The organism is Mycobacterium scrofulaceum, assembly GCF_002086735.1.
Taxonomy (GTDB): domain Bacteria; phylum Actinomycetota; class Actinomycetes; order Mycobacteriales; family Mycobacteriaceae; genus Mycobacterium; species Mycobacterium scrofulaceum.
In genome coordinates this window covers 35,133-51,240 of the sequence record NZ_MVIJ01000021.1, presented here as the reverse complement: position 1 = coordinate 51,240, position 16,108 = coordinate 35,133, and the positions used below count along the sequence as shown (strand labels likewise).

The 16,108-nt window shown below is 70.9% G+C and carries 16 protein-coding genes; 6 read left to right on the top strand and 10 right to left on the bottom strand.

All coding sequences use genetic code 11. From position 1 onward, the window contains the following. Positions 1-19: 19 nt before the first annotated feature. The 5 genes from BST44_RS15265 to BST44_RS15245 all read right to left on the bottom strand — a co-directional run bounded on the left by BST44_RS15265 (position 20) and on the right by BST44_RS15245 (position 4,147). Positions 20-412 carry a hypothetical protein gene (locus tag BST44_RS15265; protein ID WP_244184828.1) on the bottom strand — a complete coding sequence of 131 codons (393 nt, stop codon included), beginning with the start codon at positions 410-412 and terminating at the stop codon, positions 20-22. Between the two features lie 64 nt (positions 413-476). After that, on the bottom strand, positions 477-1,736 hold the full coding sequence (locus BST44_RS15260; RefSeq protein WP_083177994.1) for a DUF58 domain-containing protein: 1,260 nt from the start codon (positions 1,734-1,736) through the stop codon (positions 477-479). Between the two features lie 7 nt (positions 1,737-1,743). Next, on the bottom strand, positions 1,744-2,721 hold the full coding sequence (locus BST44_RS15255) for an AAA family ATPase (protein ID WP_083177945.1): 978 nt from the start codon (positions 2,719-2,721) through the stop codon (positions 1,744-1,746). Beyond that, complete coding sequence (locus tag BST44_RS15250) at positions 2,718-3,200, bottom strand: hypothetical protein (RefSeq protein ID WP_083177944.1); 483 nt, start codon at positions 3,198-3,200, stop codon at positions 2,718-2,720. The genes BST44_RS15255 and BST44_RS15250 overlap by 4 nt, the downstream gene beginning before the upstream one ends. Continuing rightward, positions 3,197-4,147, bottom strand: a complete 951-nt coding sequence (locus BST44_RS15245) for a DUF4129 domain-containing protein (protein WP_083177943.1) — start codon at positions 4,145-4,147, stop codon at positions 3,197-3,199. Before BST44_RS15245 ends, BST44_RS15250 begins: the two co-directional genes overlap by 4 nt. A gap of 145 nt (positions 4,148-4,292) precedes the next feature. Between BST44_RS15245 and BST44_RS15240 the strand changes: the two genes are divergently transcribed. Further along, the gene (locus BST44_RS15240) at positions 4,293-5,678 is read left to right on the top strand and encodes a 13E12 repeat family protein (RefSeq protein WP_439330726.1); all 1,386 of its coding nucleotides are present in this window, start codon (positions 4,293-4,295) and stop codon (positions 5,676-5,678) included. 41 nt (positions 5,679-5,719) lie between these two features. Further along, a complete protein-coding gene (locus tag BST44_RS15235; RefSeq protein ID WP_083177941.1) occupies positions 5,720-6,325 on the top strand; it encodes a class I SAM-dependent methyltransferase in 606 nt (201 codons plus the stop codon). Here the strand turns inward: BST44_RS15235 and BST44_RS15230 are convergent. Then, a complete protein-coding gene (locus BST44_RS15230; protein WP_083177940.1) occupies positions 6,322-7,215 on the bottom strand; it encodes an SDR family NAD(P)-dependent oxidoreductase in 894 nt (297 codons plus the stop codon). The genes BST44_RS15235 and BST44_RS15230 overlap by 4 nt on opposite strands. Next, a complete protein-coding gene (locus tag BST44_RS15225) occupies positions 7,212-7,826 on the bottom strand; it encodes a TetR/AcrR family transcriptional regulator (protein ID WP_083177939.1) in 615 nt (204 codons plus the stop codon). Before BST44_RS15225 ends, BST44_RS15230 begins: the two co-directional genes overlap by 4 nt. 73 nt (positions 7,827-7,899) lie before the next feature. Between BST44_RS15225 and BST44_RS15220 the strand changes: the two genes are divergently transcribed. The 3 genes from BST44_RS15220 (at position 7,900) to BST44_RS15210 (ending at position 11,640) form a co-directional block, all read left to right on the top strand. Continuing rightward, positions 7,900-9,081 carry a phosphotransferase family protein gene (locus BST44_RS15220; RefSeq protein ID WP_083177993.1) on the top strand — a complete coding sequence of 394 codons (1,182 nt, stop codon included), beginning with the start codon at positions 7,900-7,902 and terminating at the stop codon, positions 9,079-9,081. Then, positions 9,081-10,205, top strand: a complete 1,125-nt coding sequence (locus BST44_RS15215) for an Rv3169 family protein (protein ID WP_083177938.1) — start codon at positions 9,081-9,083, stop codon at positions 10,203-10,205. Before BST44_RS15220 ends, BST44_RS15215 begins: the two co-directional genes overlap by 1 nt. A gap of 88 nt (positions 10,206-10,293) precedes the next feature. Then, positions 10,294-11,640 carry a flavin monoamine oxidase family protein gene (locus BST44_RS15210; RefSeq protein WP_083177992.1) on the top strand — a complete coding sequence of 449 codons (1,347 nt, stop codon included), beginning with the start codon at positions 10,294-10,296 and terminating at the stop codon, positions 11,638-11,640. Here BST44_RS15210 and BST44_RS15205 read toward each other — a convergent pair. Continuing rightward, a complete protein-coding gene (locus BST44_RS15205) occupies positions 11,635-12,591 on the bottom strand; it encodes an alpha/beta fold hydrolase (protein ID WP_083177937.1) in 957 nt (318 codons plus the stop codon). The genes BST44_RS15210 and BST44_RS15205 overlap by 6 nt on opposite strands. Positions 12,592-12,713: 122 nt before the next feature. Here BST44_RS15205 and BST44_RS15200 point away from each other — a divergent pair, with 122 nt between their 5' ends. After that, positions 12,714-14,084: a flavin monoamine oxidase family protein gene (locus BST44_RS15200; RefSeq protein WP_142274508.1), complete on the top strand. Its 1,371-nt coding sequence runs from the start codon at positions 12,714-12,716 to the stop codon at positions 14,082-14,084. Positions 14,085-14,106: 22 nt separating this feature from the next. Here the strand turns inward: BST44_RS15200 and BST44_RS15195 are convergent, their stop codons facing one another. Both BST44_RS15195 and BST44_RS15190 read right to left on the bottom strand, forming a co-directional pair. After that, positions 14,107-14,517: an STAS domain-containing protein gene (locus tag BST44_RS15195; RefSeq protein WP_083177936.1), complete on the bottom strand. Its 411-nt coding sequence runs from the start codon at positions 14,515-14,517 to the stop codon at positions 14,107-14,109. Positions 14,518-14,995: 478 nt separating this feature from the next. Continuing rightward, positions 14,996-16,078, bottom strand: coding sequence for a helix-turn-helix transcriptional regulator (locus BST44_RS15190; RefSeq protein ID WP_083177990.1), 1,083 nt, complete (start codon positions 16,076-16,078; stop codon positions 14,996-14,998). Between the last annotated feature and the right edge of the window lie 30 nt (positions 16,079-16,108).

Sequence of the window (16,108 nt, the reverse complement as noted above, 5' to 3'; positions counted from 1 at the left end):
GCCGCTGCGGCGAAACCGATCAGCTCAAAAACGGGCGCAGCGCCAGCACGTAAACGGCCAGGGCCGCCAGCGGCGCGGCCAACGGCAGCCACGGCAGTTGCAGCGGGAACGCGGTCGCGGCCAACCCGGCGAACGTAAAGCCCACGGCCCCAACGGCCGTCGGCCAGCTGCCCAGCACGGCCGCCGCCGACCCGCCGACCGCGTGACGGCAAACCAGGTAGGCGGCGGCGCACAGCCCGGAGAGCGCGACGAACACCAGCGGCGGCCCGGACAGCACGATGGTCACAACCGACAGCACCACGGCGATCGTTGCGGCGGGACGAAATACCGTCCCGGCGGCCACCGCGACCAGCGCCGCCACCCAGGCGGCCACCGCCGGCCCGCGCGAGCCGTCGGCTGCCAGGCCCACCATCAGCAGGCCGAACGCGATCGAGAACGCCCGGGCCCACAGCGGCGGGATCCCCACCGCGTCGTCGCTAGCCACGCAGCCGACCCCGAACCCGCCGGCGGCGATCCGGCAGCACGCCCATGGACTGCTCCAATCCGCTGTCCCCCTGCCACGACACGATGTCGACGCCCACGGTCGCCATGTCGCGGTACATGGACGAGCGTTGCAGCCCCCACATGCGGTTCACCAGCGGGTCCTGCTCACCCTCGAACGGAGAGCTGTCGAGGATGTCCACGGCGACGACGACATGGCCGCGCTTGCGCAGATCGATCAGCGCGAGCGCGAATTCGGTGTCTAGCAACGTGGAGAACGCGATGACGATCGCACCCGCGGGCACGGCCGCGCGGGGCGCCAAAGTCCCTGTGGTGTTTTCGAATCGATCGCCGGCGCCGAGCACCGTGTCGAGCACCCGATAGAACTGGCGCTGGCCGATGTCGGCGCCCAGCCAGCGTGGGCGGTTGCCGCCCAGCGCGACGATCCCGGCGCGGTCCCCGTGCCGCAACGCGGTCTGCACGACCTGCGCGGCGCCGCGCACGACGCGCTCGGCGGCCTCAGTCGCCGGGCCCGCGGGTTGGCGATAGGTGTCGATCAGCACCACCACGTCGGCGGCGCGGTCGGTCAGGCGCTGCGTCACGTGCAACTGGCCGCGCCGCGCGCTCACCGGCCAGTTCACCGCGCGCAGTTGGTCCCCGGCCACGTAGGCGCGGATGTCGGCATATTCGACGCCCGGGCCGATGTGCCGGGTGAGGTGGGCGCCGAGGCGGTCGAGCAGCTCGGTCTGCGGGATCGGCGTCGACTGCGGCGGCGTCAGCGGAAACACGATGACTTCGGCGGCGTCGACGGTCGCCGTCCCCGCCAGCAACCCCCCGCGGGCCACCACGTCCACCCGGGCCCGGACGAAGTAGCGGCCCCACCGTTGCGCCGTTGCCGCAAGGGTTTTCGCGCGCCCGGGGCTCGCGTCGAGAACCTCGAGCTCCATCCCCGCGACGGCCGGAACGGTCAGCTCGATCGCCTCCGTAGCGCCGCCGTCCAGCGTCGCCCGGACGTTCACCCGCACCCGGTCGCTTTCGAAACACCGTTGGGAATCCGGATCGCCGTGCACACGAACCGTCGGCACCGGGCGTTGCCAGCTGATCGAACACAACACCCCCAGCAGGGGCGCCGCGAAGGCGATCAGCTGCCAGCGCCCGGCGATCACCCCGGCCGCAAGCGCCAACCCCGCGCAGGTCGCGATCGCGCGCGTCAAGTCCGATGCGCGCCAGCGGACCTCGACCTCGGGGTGGGTCACGCCGCACTCACCCGGCGCTCCCCTGGCCGCCACTGGCCCGCGGCACCGGCAGGCGGCGCAGCAGCTCCCCGACCACGTCGGCGCCCTGAATCTTGCGGACCCACATCTCGGGGCGCAGGGTGATCCGGTGCGCGACCGCCGGGATGGCGAGCGCCTTGACGTCTTCGGGGATCACATAGTCCCGCCCCAGCAAAAGCGCGCGGGCGCGGGCGAGTTGGACCAGGTCGAGTTCGGCGCGCGGGCTGGCACCCACCGCCACCTGTGGGTGGTGCCGCGTGGCGTTGGCCAGCGACACCACATAGTGCAACACGTCCTCGTGCACGCTCACCTGCTCAACCGATTCGCGCATCGCGAGCAGGTCGTGCGCGTCCACGACCTGGTTGACGGTCGGCTCGCTGGATCCGCGATCGAGCCTGCGCCGCAGCATCGCGGTCTCGTCGCGCTCGGACAGGTAACGCAGTTCCAGTCGGATCGCGAAACGATCGAGTTGCGCTTCCGGCAGCGGATACGTGCCCTCGTACTCGATCGGGTTGTCGGTCGCGAGCACGATGAAAGGCGCTGGCAGCTGGTGTGTTTGGCCGTCGATGCTCACCTGGCCCTCGGCCATCGCCTCCAGCAGCGCCGCCTGTGTCTTGGGCGGCGTGCGGTTGATCTCGTCGGCGAGCAACAGGTTGGTGAAGATGGGTCCGGACCGGAAGGCGAAACGGCCCGATTGCATGTCGTAGATCGTCGAGCCGAGCAGGTCCGCGGGCAGCAGGTCCGGGGTGAACTGCACGCGGGTGAACTGCAGCCCCAGCGCGGCGGCGAACGACCTGGCGATCAGCGTCTTGCCGAGCCCCGGCAGGTCCTCGATCAGGACGTGGCCGCGGGCGAGCACCGCGGTCAGGATCAGCGTGAGCGCGGAACGCTTGCCCACCACCACGCGTTCGATCTCGTCGAGCACCGCCTCGCAGTGGGCCGTCGTTGTTGCCGCCGGCAGCGTCATACCTGTTCCAACTTTCGCAGAATCTCTTCCAGTGCCGCACGGCCGGGGCCGGGCTGCCGGTCGCCGGTGCGCGTGACGTTGTTCGGATTGACCCATTCCCACAGTTCGGCCCCGAACAGCATCTGGCCGCTCGCGTGATAGGCCACGCGATCCTTGGATTGCCTTTGGCCGGTGGCCATTTCGTACCTGCGCGCGAGCATCGGACGCAGGTGGCGGTCCCAGTCCCTGCGGGTGGACTCCGACCACCGGATCGTCGTCTCGGTGTTGGAGAGCCAGCGCCGCAACGAATCCCCGACATCGTCGGGATCGGGTTCGGCATCGGGGTGCGTGCCGTGGCCAAGGGCCCGCCGGACGGTGAGCAACACCAGGGCCAGCGCACCACCCGAGGCGACCAACACGAACCGCCGGTCGTGCTGAATCAGCGCGAGCAGCTCGACCCCGGCGATCAGGCAAACACCAAGCACCAAAGTTTTTTTCATGCGGCGCTCCGTGCACCCAGTTCGTCGAGGACCAACTGCAGAACGCGCACCGCCCGGTCGCGGTGGCCCTCGTTCATCACGTGCGGGCTGAATCGCGCCTCGGCGAACAGGTTCACCAGCTGCACGGCGTTCTCCGCGCGCAGCGCGTGGTTTTCGACCGCCCGGGCCAGCACCTCGGTCGGCGTGTCGAAATCCTGCGGGACCGCGCCGGGCACGTTGGCGAGCTCCCGCTCCATCGCCGCATAGCAGGCGATGATCGCCTCGCGCGGTTCCCGGCTGAGGTCGGTCATCTCGGCCAGCCCGCGTTCGGCCGCCCGCGCCAGCGATTCCGAACGGGTCGGTGGCGCCGCCGATTCGGCGGGTTCGTCGACGTTGTCGGCGGTGGCCCCCGCCGCGCGCCACCGGCGGCGCGACATGACGAGCGTCCCCGCGACGATGATCAACATCATCGGGACGGTGGCGGCAAGCAGGATGCCGAACACGTCCCCGTTCTGCGGCTGCGACCGGGGCGGCGCCGGCGCGTTGGGATGCCCTGCCGCCGCAGATCCGGTCGCCGGCGGGGGCGGCGCCTGACCCACACCGTGCGGGGTCAGCAGGCGGGACGTCACCACCACGATCAGCAGCCAGGCGACGACGACCGCCAGCGCGATCAGCACCGCGCGCCAGCTCGGCCGTCCCCTGCCGGTGCCGAGCATTTCGGACAGCTGGCCGGCTTGCGGCGCCGGCGCGCGGGGGTCCTGCAACCGAGCGACCACCGCGATCGCCACCAGCGCGAGGGTCACGCCGAGGGCCGCGACGACGAAGATGAGGGCCGCGGGGCTCCCGGTTGGCTCGCCGCGGGTGCCGCGCGGGGAGTCCGGCAGGTAGCCGCGCAGGGCGGCGGAGACGACGAGCAGCAGCACGATCAGGACGACGACCCGCCCCGTGGCCTTGTCCACACCAGGCATTGGCACACCACTCGACCGGTTGGCTTTGCCCCATCCTGGCACGTCAGCCGGGAAGTTATCCACAGTCCGCGATTCATCCACAAAACCCGATTCGGCCGTCGTTATTCGAATGTGTGTTCGATAGCGTGGTGGGGTGGGATTCGGGATGAGCGCCGAGCAGGCACGCGAGCGGATCGGCGCCGCTCTGCACGCGATCGACGCCGCCCACGACCTGCTGCGCGAGACCTCATCGGATGTCGTGGGCAATGACTTCCGGCTCGAGGTCGCCGAGCGACTGGAGACTCAAGAGCGCACCAACCGGGGACTGATGTACCGGTATTTCGCGGAAATCGCCGACCCGCCCGACGGTAGCGGGTGCGTGCCAGCGGTGCGCGACAAGCTGTGGGCGCGGCTGCGCATCACGCCCCACGAGATCACGCGCCGCTTTCGGGTCGCGGCAAGAATCCGGCCGCGGCGCTCGCTCACCGGGCCGCCGGTGCCCCCGGAGCTACCGGCGCTGGCGGCCGCGGTGGAGGCGGGCGCGGTCGGCGAGGACCACATCCGGGCGGTCTGCGCGGCCGTGGATGTGCTCCCGTCCCGCGTATCGCCCTCGGATGCCGCGAACGCCGAACGCACTTTGGTGCATCATGCGGGGAAACTGGACGCCGGCGTGGTGGCCAAGCTCGGCCGGCGGATCGCCGATCACCTCAATCCCGACGGCCTCTTCAACGACGAGGACCGTGCCCGCAGGCGCCGGCTGCACCTGGGCCCACAGGGCCCCGACGGCATGTCGCCGCTGTCCGGACTGCTCGACCCCGAGGCCCGCGCGTACTTCGAAGCAGTCGCGGCGGCCGTGCGACCCGGGCGCCACCAACGGGACTCCGCGGCAGGCGACTCGCAAGCGCGGGATCGGCGCACACCGGCGCAACGCTGCCACGACGCGTTCAAGCTCGGCCTCGAAACCGCCGTCGCCTCGGGCCGGCTCGGGACGCACCGCGGTCACCCCGTGACAGTAGTCGTCACGACCACGCTGGCCGAACTGGACCGCGCCGCCCACGCGGTCGTCGACCCATCGGTCCCCTTCCCGGCGCCCGCCACAACCGGCGGGGGCTCGAGGCTGCCGATGCCGGACCTGATCCGCCTGGCCGCCAAAGCGATTCACTACTTGGCGGTGTTCGACGAGCACACCGGTCGGCCGCTGTACCTGGGCCGCCAGAAGCGCATTGCCACGGCGGACCAGCGGCTCATCTGCCACGCCCGCGACCGCGGTTGCACACGACCCAATTGCCTCGAACCGGGCTACCACTGCGAGGTTCACCATTGCCCGGACTGGGCGGACGGCGGCCGAACCGATGCGGACGAACTGTTCTTCGCCTGCGGCTGCGACCACGCCGCGGCGAGCCGGGGCGAATGGCGCACCGAGGTCGGCGACGACGGGCGGCTCGCCTGGACGGATGGCACAGGGCCGCCGGAGACAAACCACGCCCACCATCCGGACGAACTCCTCCGCGGCGATCCCGACCCGCCCGACGACCCGGGGTCGGAGTGCTGAGGTCCTCGTCAACGGGGCACCCCCGGTGAGACACTCGGCGTGTGCCCCCACATCGGGATGTCGCCCCGTTCGACGATCGCGCCGCCGGCTACGACCGCGGCTGGCGCGGCCGGTTGCACCACGAAATCGCCGATCGCACCGCACAGCTGGCCGTGGCGACGGTCACCGCCCCCGAATATGTACTCGACGTGGGATGCGGCACCGGTTACCTGCTGCAGCGCCTGGCCCGCCGTTATCCGAACGCCAGGCACCTCGCCGGGGTCGACGCGGCCCCGCAGATGGTTTCCGTCGCAAGGAGCCTCGCCCGCGACCCGCGGTTGAGCTTCGGCCTGGGGGTCGCCGAAGAGCTCAACTACGCCGACCGCGCCTTCGACCTGGTCGTCAGCACCACGTCGTTCGATCACTGGGCCGACCAACTGGCGGGGCTGATGGAGTGCGCCCGGGTGCTGCGGCCCGGCGGAAGCCTGGTGCTCGTCGACCGGTTTTCGCCGTGGCTGGTGCCGACCCTCGCCGTCGGCCGCGGCGGCAGGGCCCGCACCAGGCACCGGGCCGAGAAGCTGTTGCTGCAGGCGGGATTCCAGTCCCCGAAATGGCAGCGGCTGTATGCCGTGATCATCAACGCGGTCACGGCGAACAAGCCGGTCTAGTCGGGCTGGAAAGGCCGGAAGCTGCCGTCGAGAACCTGCAGATGGCCGATCGTGCGGCCGGTGACCTCGGCGGGGTCGACCAGAGCCAGTTCGACTGCCGCACGGGCGAATTCGTCGGACTCCGCCGTTTCGTCGAACTCGCGGGCATAGTAGGCCAGCCCCGGAGTCAGGATCGGCTTCGACGGTGACAGGGCGTTGACGGCGATGCGATGGTCGGCGAGATCGTATGCCGCGCACTGGGTCAGGTGCTCGAGCGCAGCCTTGGAACCGCCGTAGCCGGGCAGCACGCCACCGCTGCGGTCGGGGTACGGCCCGTTGCCGGGGATCCTCGAGGCGACCGAGGAGATGTTGATGATCGCCCCGCCGCCCGCCTCGATCATGTCGGGGCACACCAGCTGCATCAGCTCGTAGGCGGCGAACACCGCGATGTCGAAATGTCGGCGATACGCGGCCAGCGGGATGCTGACGAATCCGGGCCAGCCCGGTTTGGCGCCGCCCGACGCGGCCTTGGCGGCCTTGGTGCCGCCCGACGCGGACTTCGCGCGAGGCTCTGCGCCCGGCGCCGGGGGCCGGCCCGGCGCGGTGAAGGCCGCGTTGTTCACCAGAATCGTGAGGGGCCCCAAGGTATCTCGCGCCGAGGCCACCAACCGGGCGATGTCGTCGCGGTCGGTCAGGTCGGCCCGCACCGCCACCGCGCGCCCGCCCGCCGCCTCGATCTCGGCGACCGTCTCCCCGATGGTTCCCGGCAACCGCTCGTCCCACACCTGCTCGGTGCGCCCCGCCACCGCCACCGCGGCACCGTCGGCCGCCAGCGCCAGCGCGATCGCGCGGCCCAGTCCGCGGCTACCGCCGGTGACGATCGCGGCCCGGCCGGCCAGCCGCCCCGTCACCGCGTCACCCCGTGCACGACGATGGCGGTGGTCTGCTCCACCCACGCGTCGTCGAGTTCCTCCTCCGGGCGCAGCAGCATGCGCAGCATGGTGGCTCCCCCAATCAGCTCGATCAACCGGTCCGGGTCGACGTCGGGGTGGGCCTCGCCCCGATCGACGGCGTCGCTCAGGCGCACCCGCACCGTCGCGAACAGGTCCGCGAACCGGGACATCACCCGGGCGTTCAGCGCGGGATCGGCCGTCATGTCGGCCACCAGCCCAGGCAGCGCGGCGCGAACGACCGGGGTGGTGAAGACGTCGCGGGTGGCCTCGATCATCATCCTGATGTCGGCGGCGATGTCCCCGGCCGGCGCCTGCAGCGCGGTCGGCGCAACCGGGAAGGCCGCCTCGTGCACCAGTTCGGCCTTGCTCGACCAGCGTCGGTACAGCGCCGACTTCGTGGTTCCCGCGCGCTCGGCGACCGCGGCCAGGCTCAGGCTGGAATAGCCCATTTGGACAAGCAGTTCCGCGGTCGCCGATAGGATGGCCGAGTCGATCCGCGGGTCCCGCGGGCGGCCTGCGCCGGGCGCCTTCTCAAGGGCCTTGTCAAGGGCGGGCGGGTCTGCTTTCATAACGCTACCTACCGTATCGTAATTGCCGCGCCGAGGTCTCAAAGAGAATAAGTCTCAAGGAATGGAGGCACCCGTGGCCAACGAACCCGTGCTCGACAAGGTCGATCGGCTGCAGCGCTCCAGCCGCGACGTCACGACGCTGCCCTCGGTGATGTCGAAATGGCTGTCGACCGTGCTGCCCGCCGGCGCCGACCCGCAGGTGACCGTGGAAAGCGGGGTCGACTCGACCGGCATGTCGTCGGAAACCATCATCCTGACGGCGCGCTGGCAGCAGGATGGCGGGCCGACCGAGCAGAAACTCGTGACCCGGGTGGCGCCCGCCGCCGAGGACGTGCAGGTCTTCCCCACGTACCGGCTGGACCACCAATTCGAGGTCATCCGCAAAGTCGGCGAGCTCACCGACGTCCCCGTCCCGCCGGTGCGCTGGCTCGAGCCCACCGGCGAAGTGCTGGGCACACCCTTCTTCGTGATGGACTACGTCGACGGGGTGGTGCCGCCCGACGTGATGCCCTACACGTTCGGCAACAACTGGTTCGCCGACGCCCCGCCCGAACGCCAGCGCGAACTGCAGGACGCCACGGTCGGGGTGCTTGCCAAATTGCATTCGATCCCGAGCGCGGCCAACACCTTTGGCTTCCTGTCCGACGGCCAAGAGGGGGACACCGCCCTGCGCCGGCACTTCAACTGGGTGCGGTCCTGGTACGACTTCGCGGTGCCCGACATCGGCCGCTCGCCGCTGCTGGAACGCACCTTCGCCTGGCTGCAGGACAACTGGCCGGCCGAACCGGCCGCGCGCGAGCCGGTGCTGCTCTGGGGCGACGCCCGGGTGGGCAACGTGTTGTACCGCGACTTCCACCCGGTGGCGGTGCTGGACTGGGAGATGGTCACGCTCGGGCCGCGCGAGCTCGACGTGGCGTGGATGATCTACGCGCACATGGTGTTTCAGGAGCTGACCGGCCTGGCGGGGCTGCCGGGCCTGCCGGAGGTGATGCGCGAGGACGACGTGCGCGCCACCTATCGGCGACTGACCGGCGTCCAAATCGGCGACCTGCGCTGGTTCTACGTCTACTCCGGCGTCATGTGGGCGTGCGTCTTCATGCGCACCGGCGCGCGCCGGGTGCACTTCGGCGAGACCGAGAAGCCCGACGATGTCGAGTCGCTGTTCTACCACGCCGGCTTGATGCGGCGTTTGATCGGCGAGGGTCCGATCGGCGAGGGCACGGTCGGCGAGGGCACTAACGGAGAGGACCAGTAATGCCGCATTCACTCGGCCCGCTCGACGAGTTCCCGGTTCATCAGATCCCGCAGCCGATCGCGTGGCCGGGCTCCTCGGACCGCAACTTCTATGACCGCTCCTACTTCAACGCGCACGACCGCACCGGGAACATCTTCGTCATCAGCGGCATCGGCTACTACCCCAACCTCGGCGTCAAGGACGCGTTCTTCCTGGTCCGGCGCGGGGACACCCAGACCGCGGTGCACCTGTGCGACGCCATCGACCAAGACCGGCTCAACCAGCGCGTCAACGGCTACCGCATCGAGGTCATCGAGCCGCTGCGCAAGCTGCGGCTCGTCCTCGACGAAACCGAAGGGATCGCAGCCGATCTCACCTGGGAGGGGCTGTTCGACGTCGTGCAGGAGCAGCCGCACGTGCTGCGGTCGGGCAACCGGGTGACGCTGGATGCGCAGCGGTTCGCCCAGCTCGGCAGCTGGAGCGGCCGCATCGCCGTCGACGGCGAGGAGATCGCCGTCGACCCCGCGACCTGGCTGGGCAGCCGCGACCGGTCCTGGGGCATCAGGCCGATCGGCGAGCCCGAGCCGGCGGGGCGGCCCGCCGACCCCCCGTTCGAGGGGATGTGGTGGCTGTACGTGCCGATGGCGTTCGACGACTTCGCCATCGTGCTCATCATCCAGGAGGAGCCCAACGGCTTCCGCTCGCTCAACGACTGCACCCGGATCTGGCGCGACGGCCGCGTCGAGCAACTCGGCTGGCCGCAGGTCAAGATCCACTACCGCTCCGGCACCCGCATCCCCACCGGGGCGACCATCGACGCCACCGCGCCCGACGGCACGCCGGTGCACTTCGACGTCGAGTCAAAGCTGCCGGTGCCCATCCACGTCGGCGGCGGTTACGGCGGCGACTCGGACTGGCTGCACGGCATGTGGAAGGGCGAGAAGTTCGTCGAACGCCGCACCTACGACATGACCGACCCGGCGATCGTCGCGCGGTCGGGCTTCGGCGTCATCGACCACGTCGGCCGCGCCGTGTGCCGCGACGGTGACGGCGCACCCCAAGAGGGCTGGGGTCTTTACGAGCACGGCGCGCTGGGCCGCCACGACCCGTCCGGGTTCGCCGACTGGCTGACCGTCGCCCCGTAGTTCTCGGGCCATCTCGGCCAACCAGCCGGCGTCCGCGGGTGTAGGCATTTGCCGTACGAATCCGCGGAAATGCGGTTGACTGGTGCGCGTGCCAAATCCGCCGTGGATCGTCGACGTAGTCGTGGTCGGCGCCGGCTTTGCGGGGCTCGCCGCGGCGCGCGAGCTGGCCCGCCAGGGCCACGACGTGGTGGTCTTCGAGGGCCGCGACCGCGTCGGCGGCCGGTCGTTCACCGGCAGCGTGGCGGGGCTGCCCGCCGACCTGGGGGGCACGTTCGTCGGCCCGACGCAGGACGCGGTGTTGGCGCTGGCCGCGGAGCTCGACGTCGGAACCGTACCGACCCACCACGACGGCAAGAACGTGATCCATTGGCGCGGCTGGACGCATTCCTACCGCGGCACCATCCCGAAGCTTTCGCTGACCGGCCTGCTCGACATCGGCCGGTTGCGTTGGCAATTCGACCGGATCGCCCGCAGCATCCCGGTGTCGGCGCCGTGGGACGCGCGCCGGGCGCGCGAGCTCGACGGGCTGTCGCTCGGCGGCTGGCTGCGTTCGGTGCGCGCCACCGCCTCGTCGCGCGATCTGCTGGCGATCGTGGCCCGGGTGACCTGGGGCTGCGAACCCGACGACGTGTCGATGCTGCACGCGGCCCGCTACACGCACGCCGCGGGCGGGCTGGACCGGCTGCTCGACGTCGAGAACGGCGCCCAGCAGGACCGTTTCCCGGGCGGCACCCAGCAGATCGCCGAGGCCGCGGCCGCCGAGCTGGGCACCCGGGTCGTGCTGGGCGCGCCGGTCCGCCGCATCGACCGACACGGCGCCGGCGTGACCGTCACCACCGACGTCGGCCAGGCCGAGGCCGGATTCGTCGTCGTCGCGGTGCCGCCCGCCCACCGGGCGTCGATCGAGTTCGCTCCCCCGCTGCCCGCCGAGTACCACCAACTCGCCGAGCACTGGCCGCAGGGCCGGCTCAGCAAGGCCTACGCGGCCTATTCCACGCCGTTCTGGCGCGCCAATGGCTTTTCCGGCCAGGCACTCTCCGACACCGGGCCGGTGTTCATCACCTTCGACGTCAGCCCGCACGCCGACGGGCCGGGCATCCTGATGGGCTTCGTCGACGCGCGCGCGTTCGACTCGCTGTCCCCGGAGCAGCGGCGCGACGACACGTTGCGCTGCTTCGCGACCCTGTTCGGCGACGACGCGCTCAAACCGCTGGACTATGTCGATCATCGTTGGGGCGCCGAGCAATTCGCTCCCGGCGGCCCCACCGCCGCGGTCCCCCCGGGATCGTGGACACGGTTCGGGCCGTGGCTGCGCGAGCCGGTCGGGCCCATTCACTGGGCCGGCACCGAGACCGCGGACGAGTGGACCGGGTTCCTCGACGGCGCCGTGCGGTCCGGTCAGCGGGCGGCCGCCGAGATCACCGCCCTGCTATGAACTGATCCGCACGTCCCGGGTCACCGATTCGGTGAGCGCCCGCAGGTGGCGGTTCACCTCGCGCGGGTGCTCCAGCATCGAGCAGTGCCCGCCGGGCAACTCGACCAGGCCGACGACGTTCGGCGCGGTGCCCGCGATCCTGCGGGCCTGGCTGATCGGGGTCAGACGGTCGCGTTCGCTCCCGATGACCAGCGTCGGCACGGTCAGACCGTCCAGCTCCAGGTGGCGCGACCCCAGCGCCGCGACCAGCATCCTGGCGCAACCGGCGCGCCCCGCGGGCGACGTCTGCTCGAAGAACCGATGGACGATCCTGGCGACGCCGGGGTCGGCGTCGCGGCCCACCGCCAGTATCCCGATCAGGTACCGGCTCGGGAGGCGGGCGGCGCCGGGGATCGGGACTCCGCCGAATGCGTTGATCAGCGCGCGGGCGGCCGCGACCCGGGCCGGGGACAGCCCGTGCGGCACCGGCAACAGCTGCACCTTGCGGACCAGGTCGCCGGTCGTGGTGTTGATCAGCGCGACGGCGTCGGCGCGCCGGCGAACCATGTGCCGGTAGCGCGACGACCATGCGGCGATCGTGATGCCGCCCATCGAGTGGCCGGCCAGCACGGCGCGCTCGTGCGGCGCCAGCGTCGCGTCCAGCACCGAATTCAGGTCGGAGGCAAGGTGTTTGATGCTGTACCCGTCGCGCCGGGGCATTCCGCTGCGCCCGTGCCCGCGATGGTCGAAGGCGATCACCCGGTAGTCGCCGGCCAGGTCCGCGATCTGGTAGGCCCAGGCCCGGATGGCGCACGTGATGCCGTGCGTCAGGACGATCGGATAGCCGTCGGGCGGCCCGAACACCTCGGCGTGCAGGCGGGTGCCGTCGGTCGCCCGCACGGTCACGGCCCGGCTGGGCGGCAACGCGTCGGGGTAGGGGTCGACCGTCCGAACCGATCGTCGAGCACTCATCGCCGCTCCCCCGTCGAACGCGGCCGCGTCGCCGCAGTTAAGGACTGTCGCAAGTTTATCCCTAAGGTCCGTTCGGATTCGGTAAATCCGGCAAACGATTTCTGTGTGAGACGCTAACACCCGTGTACCCGATATCCCGTCGGGAATTCATCGCGGCGACCGTCGGCGTGGCGGGCGGCGCCCTGCCGGCCGCCTGCGCGCCGCGGCGCCCGCCGTCCGCGCGCCCGACGCGGCCGGACACCCGGTCGGTGCTGGTCATCGGCGCCGGGATGGCCGGACTGTCCGCCGCGCGCAGCCTCGCCGGCGCGGGCTGGCCGGTGCGGGTGATCGAAGCACGCGACCGCATCGGCGGCCGCGTGCACACCGACCGCGACTGGGGCGCACCGCTGGAGATGGGCGCGTCGTGGATCCACGGCACGGCGGACAACCCGCTGACCGAGCTCGCGCGGCAGGCGCGGGCGCAGCTGGCCACGACCGACTACTACAGCTGGGCCAGGCTCGTGATCGATCCCAGACTGCCACGGCTCGACTACGACCCGACCCTGTGGCGCGCGTTCGTGGAGCGGGCGCGTTATCGGGTCGACGGCGGCAGCCTGGCCGCCGCGATCGACGCCGCGGCCGGCGGCGCCACGCTGTCCACCTCCGGCCGTGCCGAGTTGGCCTTCTACCTCACCACCGAGATCGAGGACGAGTTCGCCGCCGACGCGGATCAGCTGTCCGCCATCACATTCGACGAGGGCGACTACACCGGTGGCGACCAGGTTGTGGTCACGAACGGCTACGACGCCCTGCCGAAGCTGCTCGCCGACGGCCTTCGGATCGAGCTGAACACGCCGGTGACCGCGGTAGCGCAGCGCGGTGACACCGTCGTCGTGCGGACGACGGAGCGGTCGTTTTCGGGACCGGCGGCGATCGTCACCGTTCCGCTCGGCGTGCTGAAAGCCGGTGCGATCGCCTTCGACCCGCCGCTGCCCGGGCCCCACCGCCACGCGATCGACGCCTTGGGCTTCGGGGTGCTGTCCAAGAGTTTCTTCCGCTTCGACCGGCGCGGCTGGACGGTGGACAACGCCTTCTACCAATACCTGAGCGCCGACAACGGCTGGTGGGCCCAATGGTTCACCCTGCCCGCGAACGCGGGCCCGATTGTGTTGGCCTTCAACGCCGGCGGCCGTGGGCGCGCGGTGGAATCCGCGGCATCGGGTGAACTGGTGGCCACCGCGCGACCCATCGCGCACCGGCTCTTCGGCGACGACGCCTCGCCGGTCGAGGTCAAGACGTCGAACTGGAGCACCGACCCGTACGCGCGCGGCGCCTACTCATTTCACGCACCCGGCTCCGGCCTGGACGACCGGCGCCGGCTGCAGGAGCCGATCGGTGACCGGCTCTACCTGGCTGGCGAAGCGGTCGGCGTCGACAATCCGGCCACCGTGCACGGCGCCATGGCCAGTGGCCGGCGCGCCGCCGAGGAGTTGATGCGCCGCTTGCGCGGCTAGTGGGTTCCCAGGACGCGGGCTCTCAGGAGGCCAGCCCCCGAAGTCGCGTCGACGCGTCGCGCTGCGGTTCGTGCTGGCGGGCCGGGCCCGAAACCAACCGACGGCGCGCGGTCGTGGCGCCTTCGATGCGCGAAAGGGCCGATGCGACCGAGTCGGCGATGGGCAGTCCGTGGTCGGGCACCACCCGGGTGAGCCGGCGCAGCGCCGTGCCGCCGACCACGCAGTATCGCAGCCGCGCCCGCCGGTGCTCCTCGTCGAGGACCAGTAGCGCCCGAAGGCCCGACCCCGCAAGGAAATCCAGGCCGCTGAGGTCGAGGATGAGCGGGGCCTTCAGCCGCGAAAAGCGGCGAATCGTCTCGGTGACCAGGTTGGTGTTGGCCGCGTCGACCTCGCCATCGATGCGCAGGACGGTGGCCACACTGCGGGCGTGCACGTGGATTTGCGCTCCGGCGCAATCGATTTGGTACCTGCTGCGCGGTTGTCCGAGCAGCTCGGGTGTATGGGGCTCGGGTGTATGGGGATCAGATGTATGCAGATCAGCTAGAGCAGTCATGTTGAGTGCGCCCTTCAGGGATTGTGGTGAGCAGGGCGAGCGACGACGGTGTCCGAATTGCGCCCGTTGATAACGGCAGCTGGGGACTCAACCTGACCCCAGCCTACCCGCAAAAACCCCCGTCGGCGCGTATGCACGACACCGTACGGCCGGCCACTCGCCCCGATCAGGGCTCAACCAGGCGTATCGCGCAGAACTCGACGCGCGAAATTCACTTTCGCTTCGTCGTTTTCCCCGACATCGCGGGCAGCCGGCGCCCGGTGCGACGCGGGGTGAACGCGATGGGCCTGACCTGGAGCTCAGCGGCGTGTTGTGCGCACGGCAGCCGGACCATAACGGTCGGGTGACAACAGCCGGGTCAGGACGGCGGCGGGGTCATGTGTCGGAGGGTGGTATGCGGGCTCTGTCCGTACGTCTGCCGGTAGAGCACTGCGAACCTGCCCGTGTGCGCGAAACCCCAGCGCTGGGCAATCTCGGTGACGGTCGTGTTGGGCGGCGCGCCGGCCAACAGCTCCTGATGGGCGCGGCTGAGTCGCACGCGGCGAATGTATTCCGTTGGCGTGCTATCGAGTTGGCGGCGGAAGAGGTACTGCACCGCGCGGGGCGTCAGGTGCACGGCGGCGGCCACGTCGTTGATGCTGACGTCCTCGCCGGCGTGCCGATGGATGAAAGACACGGCGTCCTTGAGCGTTTCGGGCACGGGTTCGTCCGCCAGGTCAAGCTCCGTGACGTTGGACGGGTAGCACTGCAGCAGCGCGCCGGCCAGCAGCGGCGCCAGCCCCGCCACGATCAGCGGCTGTTGGGGGGTGTCCGGGCCGGCCAGGGTCGACGCCACGTACTCCAGCGCCCGATGCCACGCCCGCACGGCCGCGCGCGAGCGGGGCCGCCAGTCCAGGAAGCGCACCTGCTGCGGAATCGGCGCGCGCCCATCCGCGGCGACCTTGTGCAGCACGTCCGGGGCGATGCTCACCACGTCGAACCGCGCGCCGTTGCACTGCAGCACGCACGCCAGGTCGTGGGCCACCAGTATGGGGAACTCCCCCGTGGCCTGCGGGCCGCCCGCGACACTCATCGACCCCGCCCGCGGCTGGATGACGACGACCGTGTCGGAGGCCGGTATTTCCAGCGCGACCCGACCCTGGATCGTCACGTCGTCGACCGTGAGCGAATCCGCCTCGCACCGCCGGTGCGAAACCGCGGAGCGGCTGGTGAGTCCGGTGACGCGCCAGCCGGGTTGGTAGGCCCCTGCAAAGAACTGCCGCGCGGCCTGCGCGTCGATGGTGCGGAACTGGTCATACCGGACGGCCGAGGCGGCCCCGTGCGTCCGCCGCACCGCATCGTCTGCCGGCGCCGGGCCGGGGTCGGCCTGGTTCACGCCGGGCAGTTGACCGACCGCACGGGCGGCGCCGTTGCGGCGGGTGTTGTCGCTGATGCTCGTCATGGCGGTCATGGCTGGCGCCCCCTGGGACAT

Excerpts from the sequence above, each read along its gene's own strand:
- BST44_RS15215 (WP_083177938.1), top strand. The coding sequence starts at position 9,081 with ATGCCGCATTCACTCGGCCCGCTCGACGAGTTCCCGGTTCATCAGATC.
- BST44_RS15225 (WP_083177939.1), bottom strand. The coding sequence starts at position 7,826 with ATGAAAGCAGACCCGCCCGCCCTTGACAAGGCCCTTGAGAAGGCGCCC.
- BST44_RS15245 (WP_083177943.1), bottom strand. The coding sequence starts at position 4,147 with ATGCCTGGTGTGGACAAGGCCACGGGGCGGGTCGTCGTCCTGATCGTG.
- BST44_RS15190 (WP_083177990.1), bottom strand. The coding sequence starts at position 16,078 with ATGACGAGCATCAGCGACAACACCCGCCGCAACGGCGCCGCCCGTGCG.
- BST44_RS15205 (WP_083177937.1), bottom strand. The coding sequence starts at position 12,591 with ATGAGTGCTCGACGATCGGTTCGGACGGTCGACCCCTACCCCGACGCG.
- BST44_RS15250 (WP_083177944.1), bottom strand. The coding sequence starts at position 3,200 with ATGAAAAAAACTTTGGTGCTTGGTGTTTGCCTGATCGCCGGGGTCGAG.
- BST44_RS15255 (WP_083177945.1), bottom strand. The coding sequence starts at position 2,721 with ATGACGCTGCCGGCGGCAACAACGACGGCCCACTGCGAGGCGGTGCTC.
- BST44_RS15240 (WP_439330726.1), top strand. The coding sequence starts at position 4,293 with ATGAGCGCCGAGCAGGCACGCGAGCGGATCGGCGCCGCTCTGCACGCG.
- BST44_RS15265 (WP_244184828.1), bottom strand. The coding sequence starts at position 412 with ATGGTGGGCCTGGCAGCCGACGGCTCGCGCGGGCCGGCGGTGGCCGCC.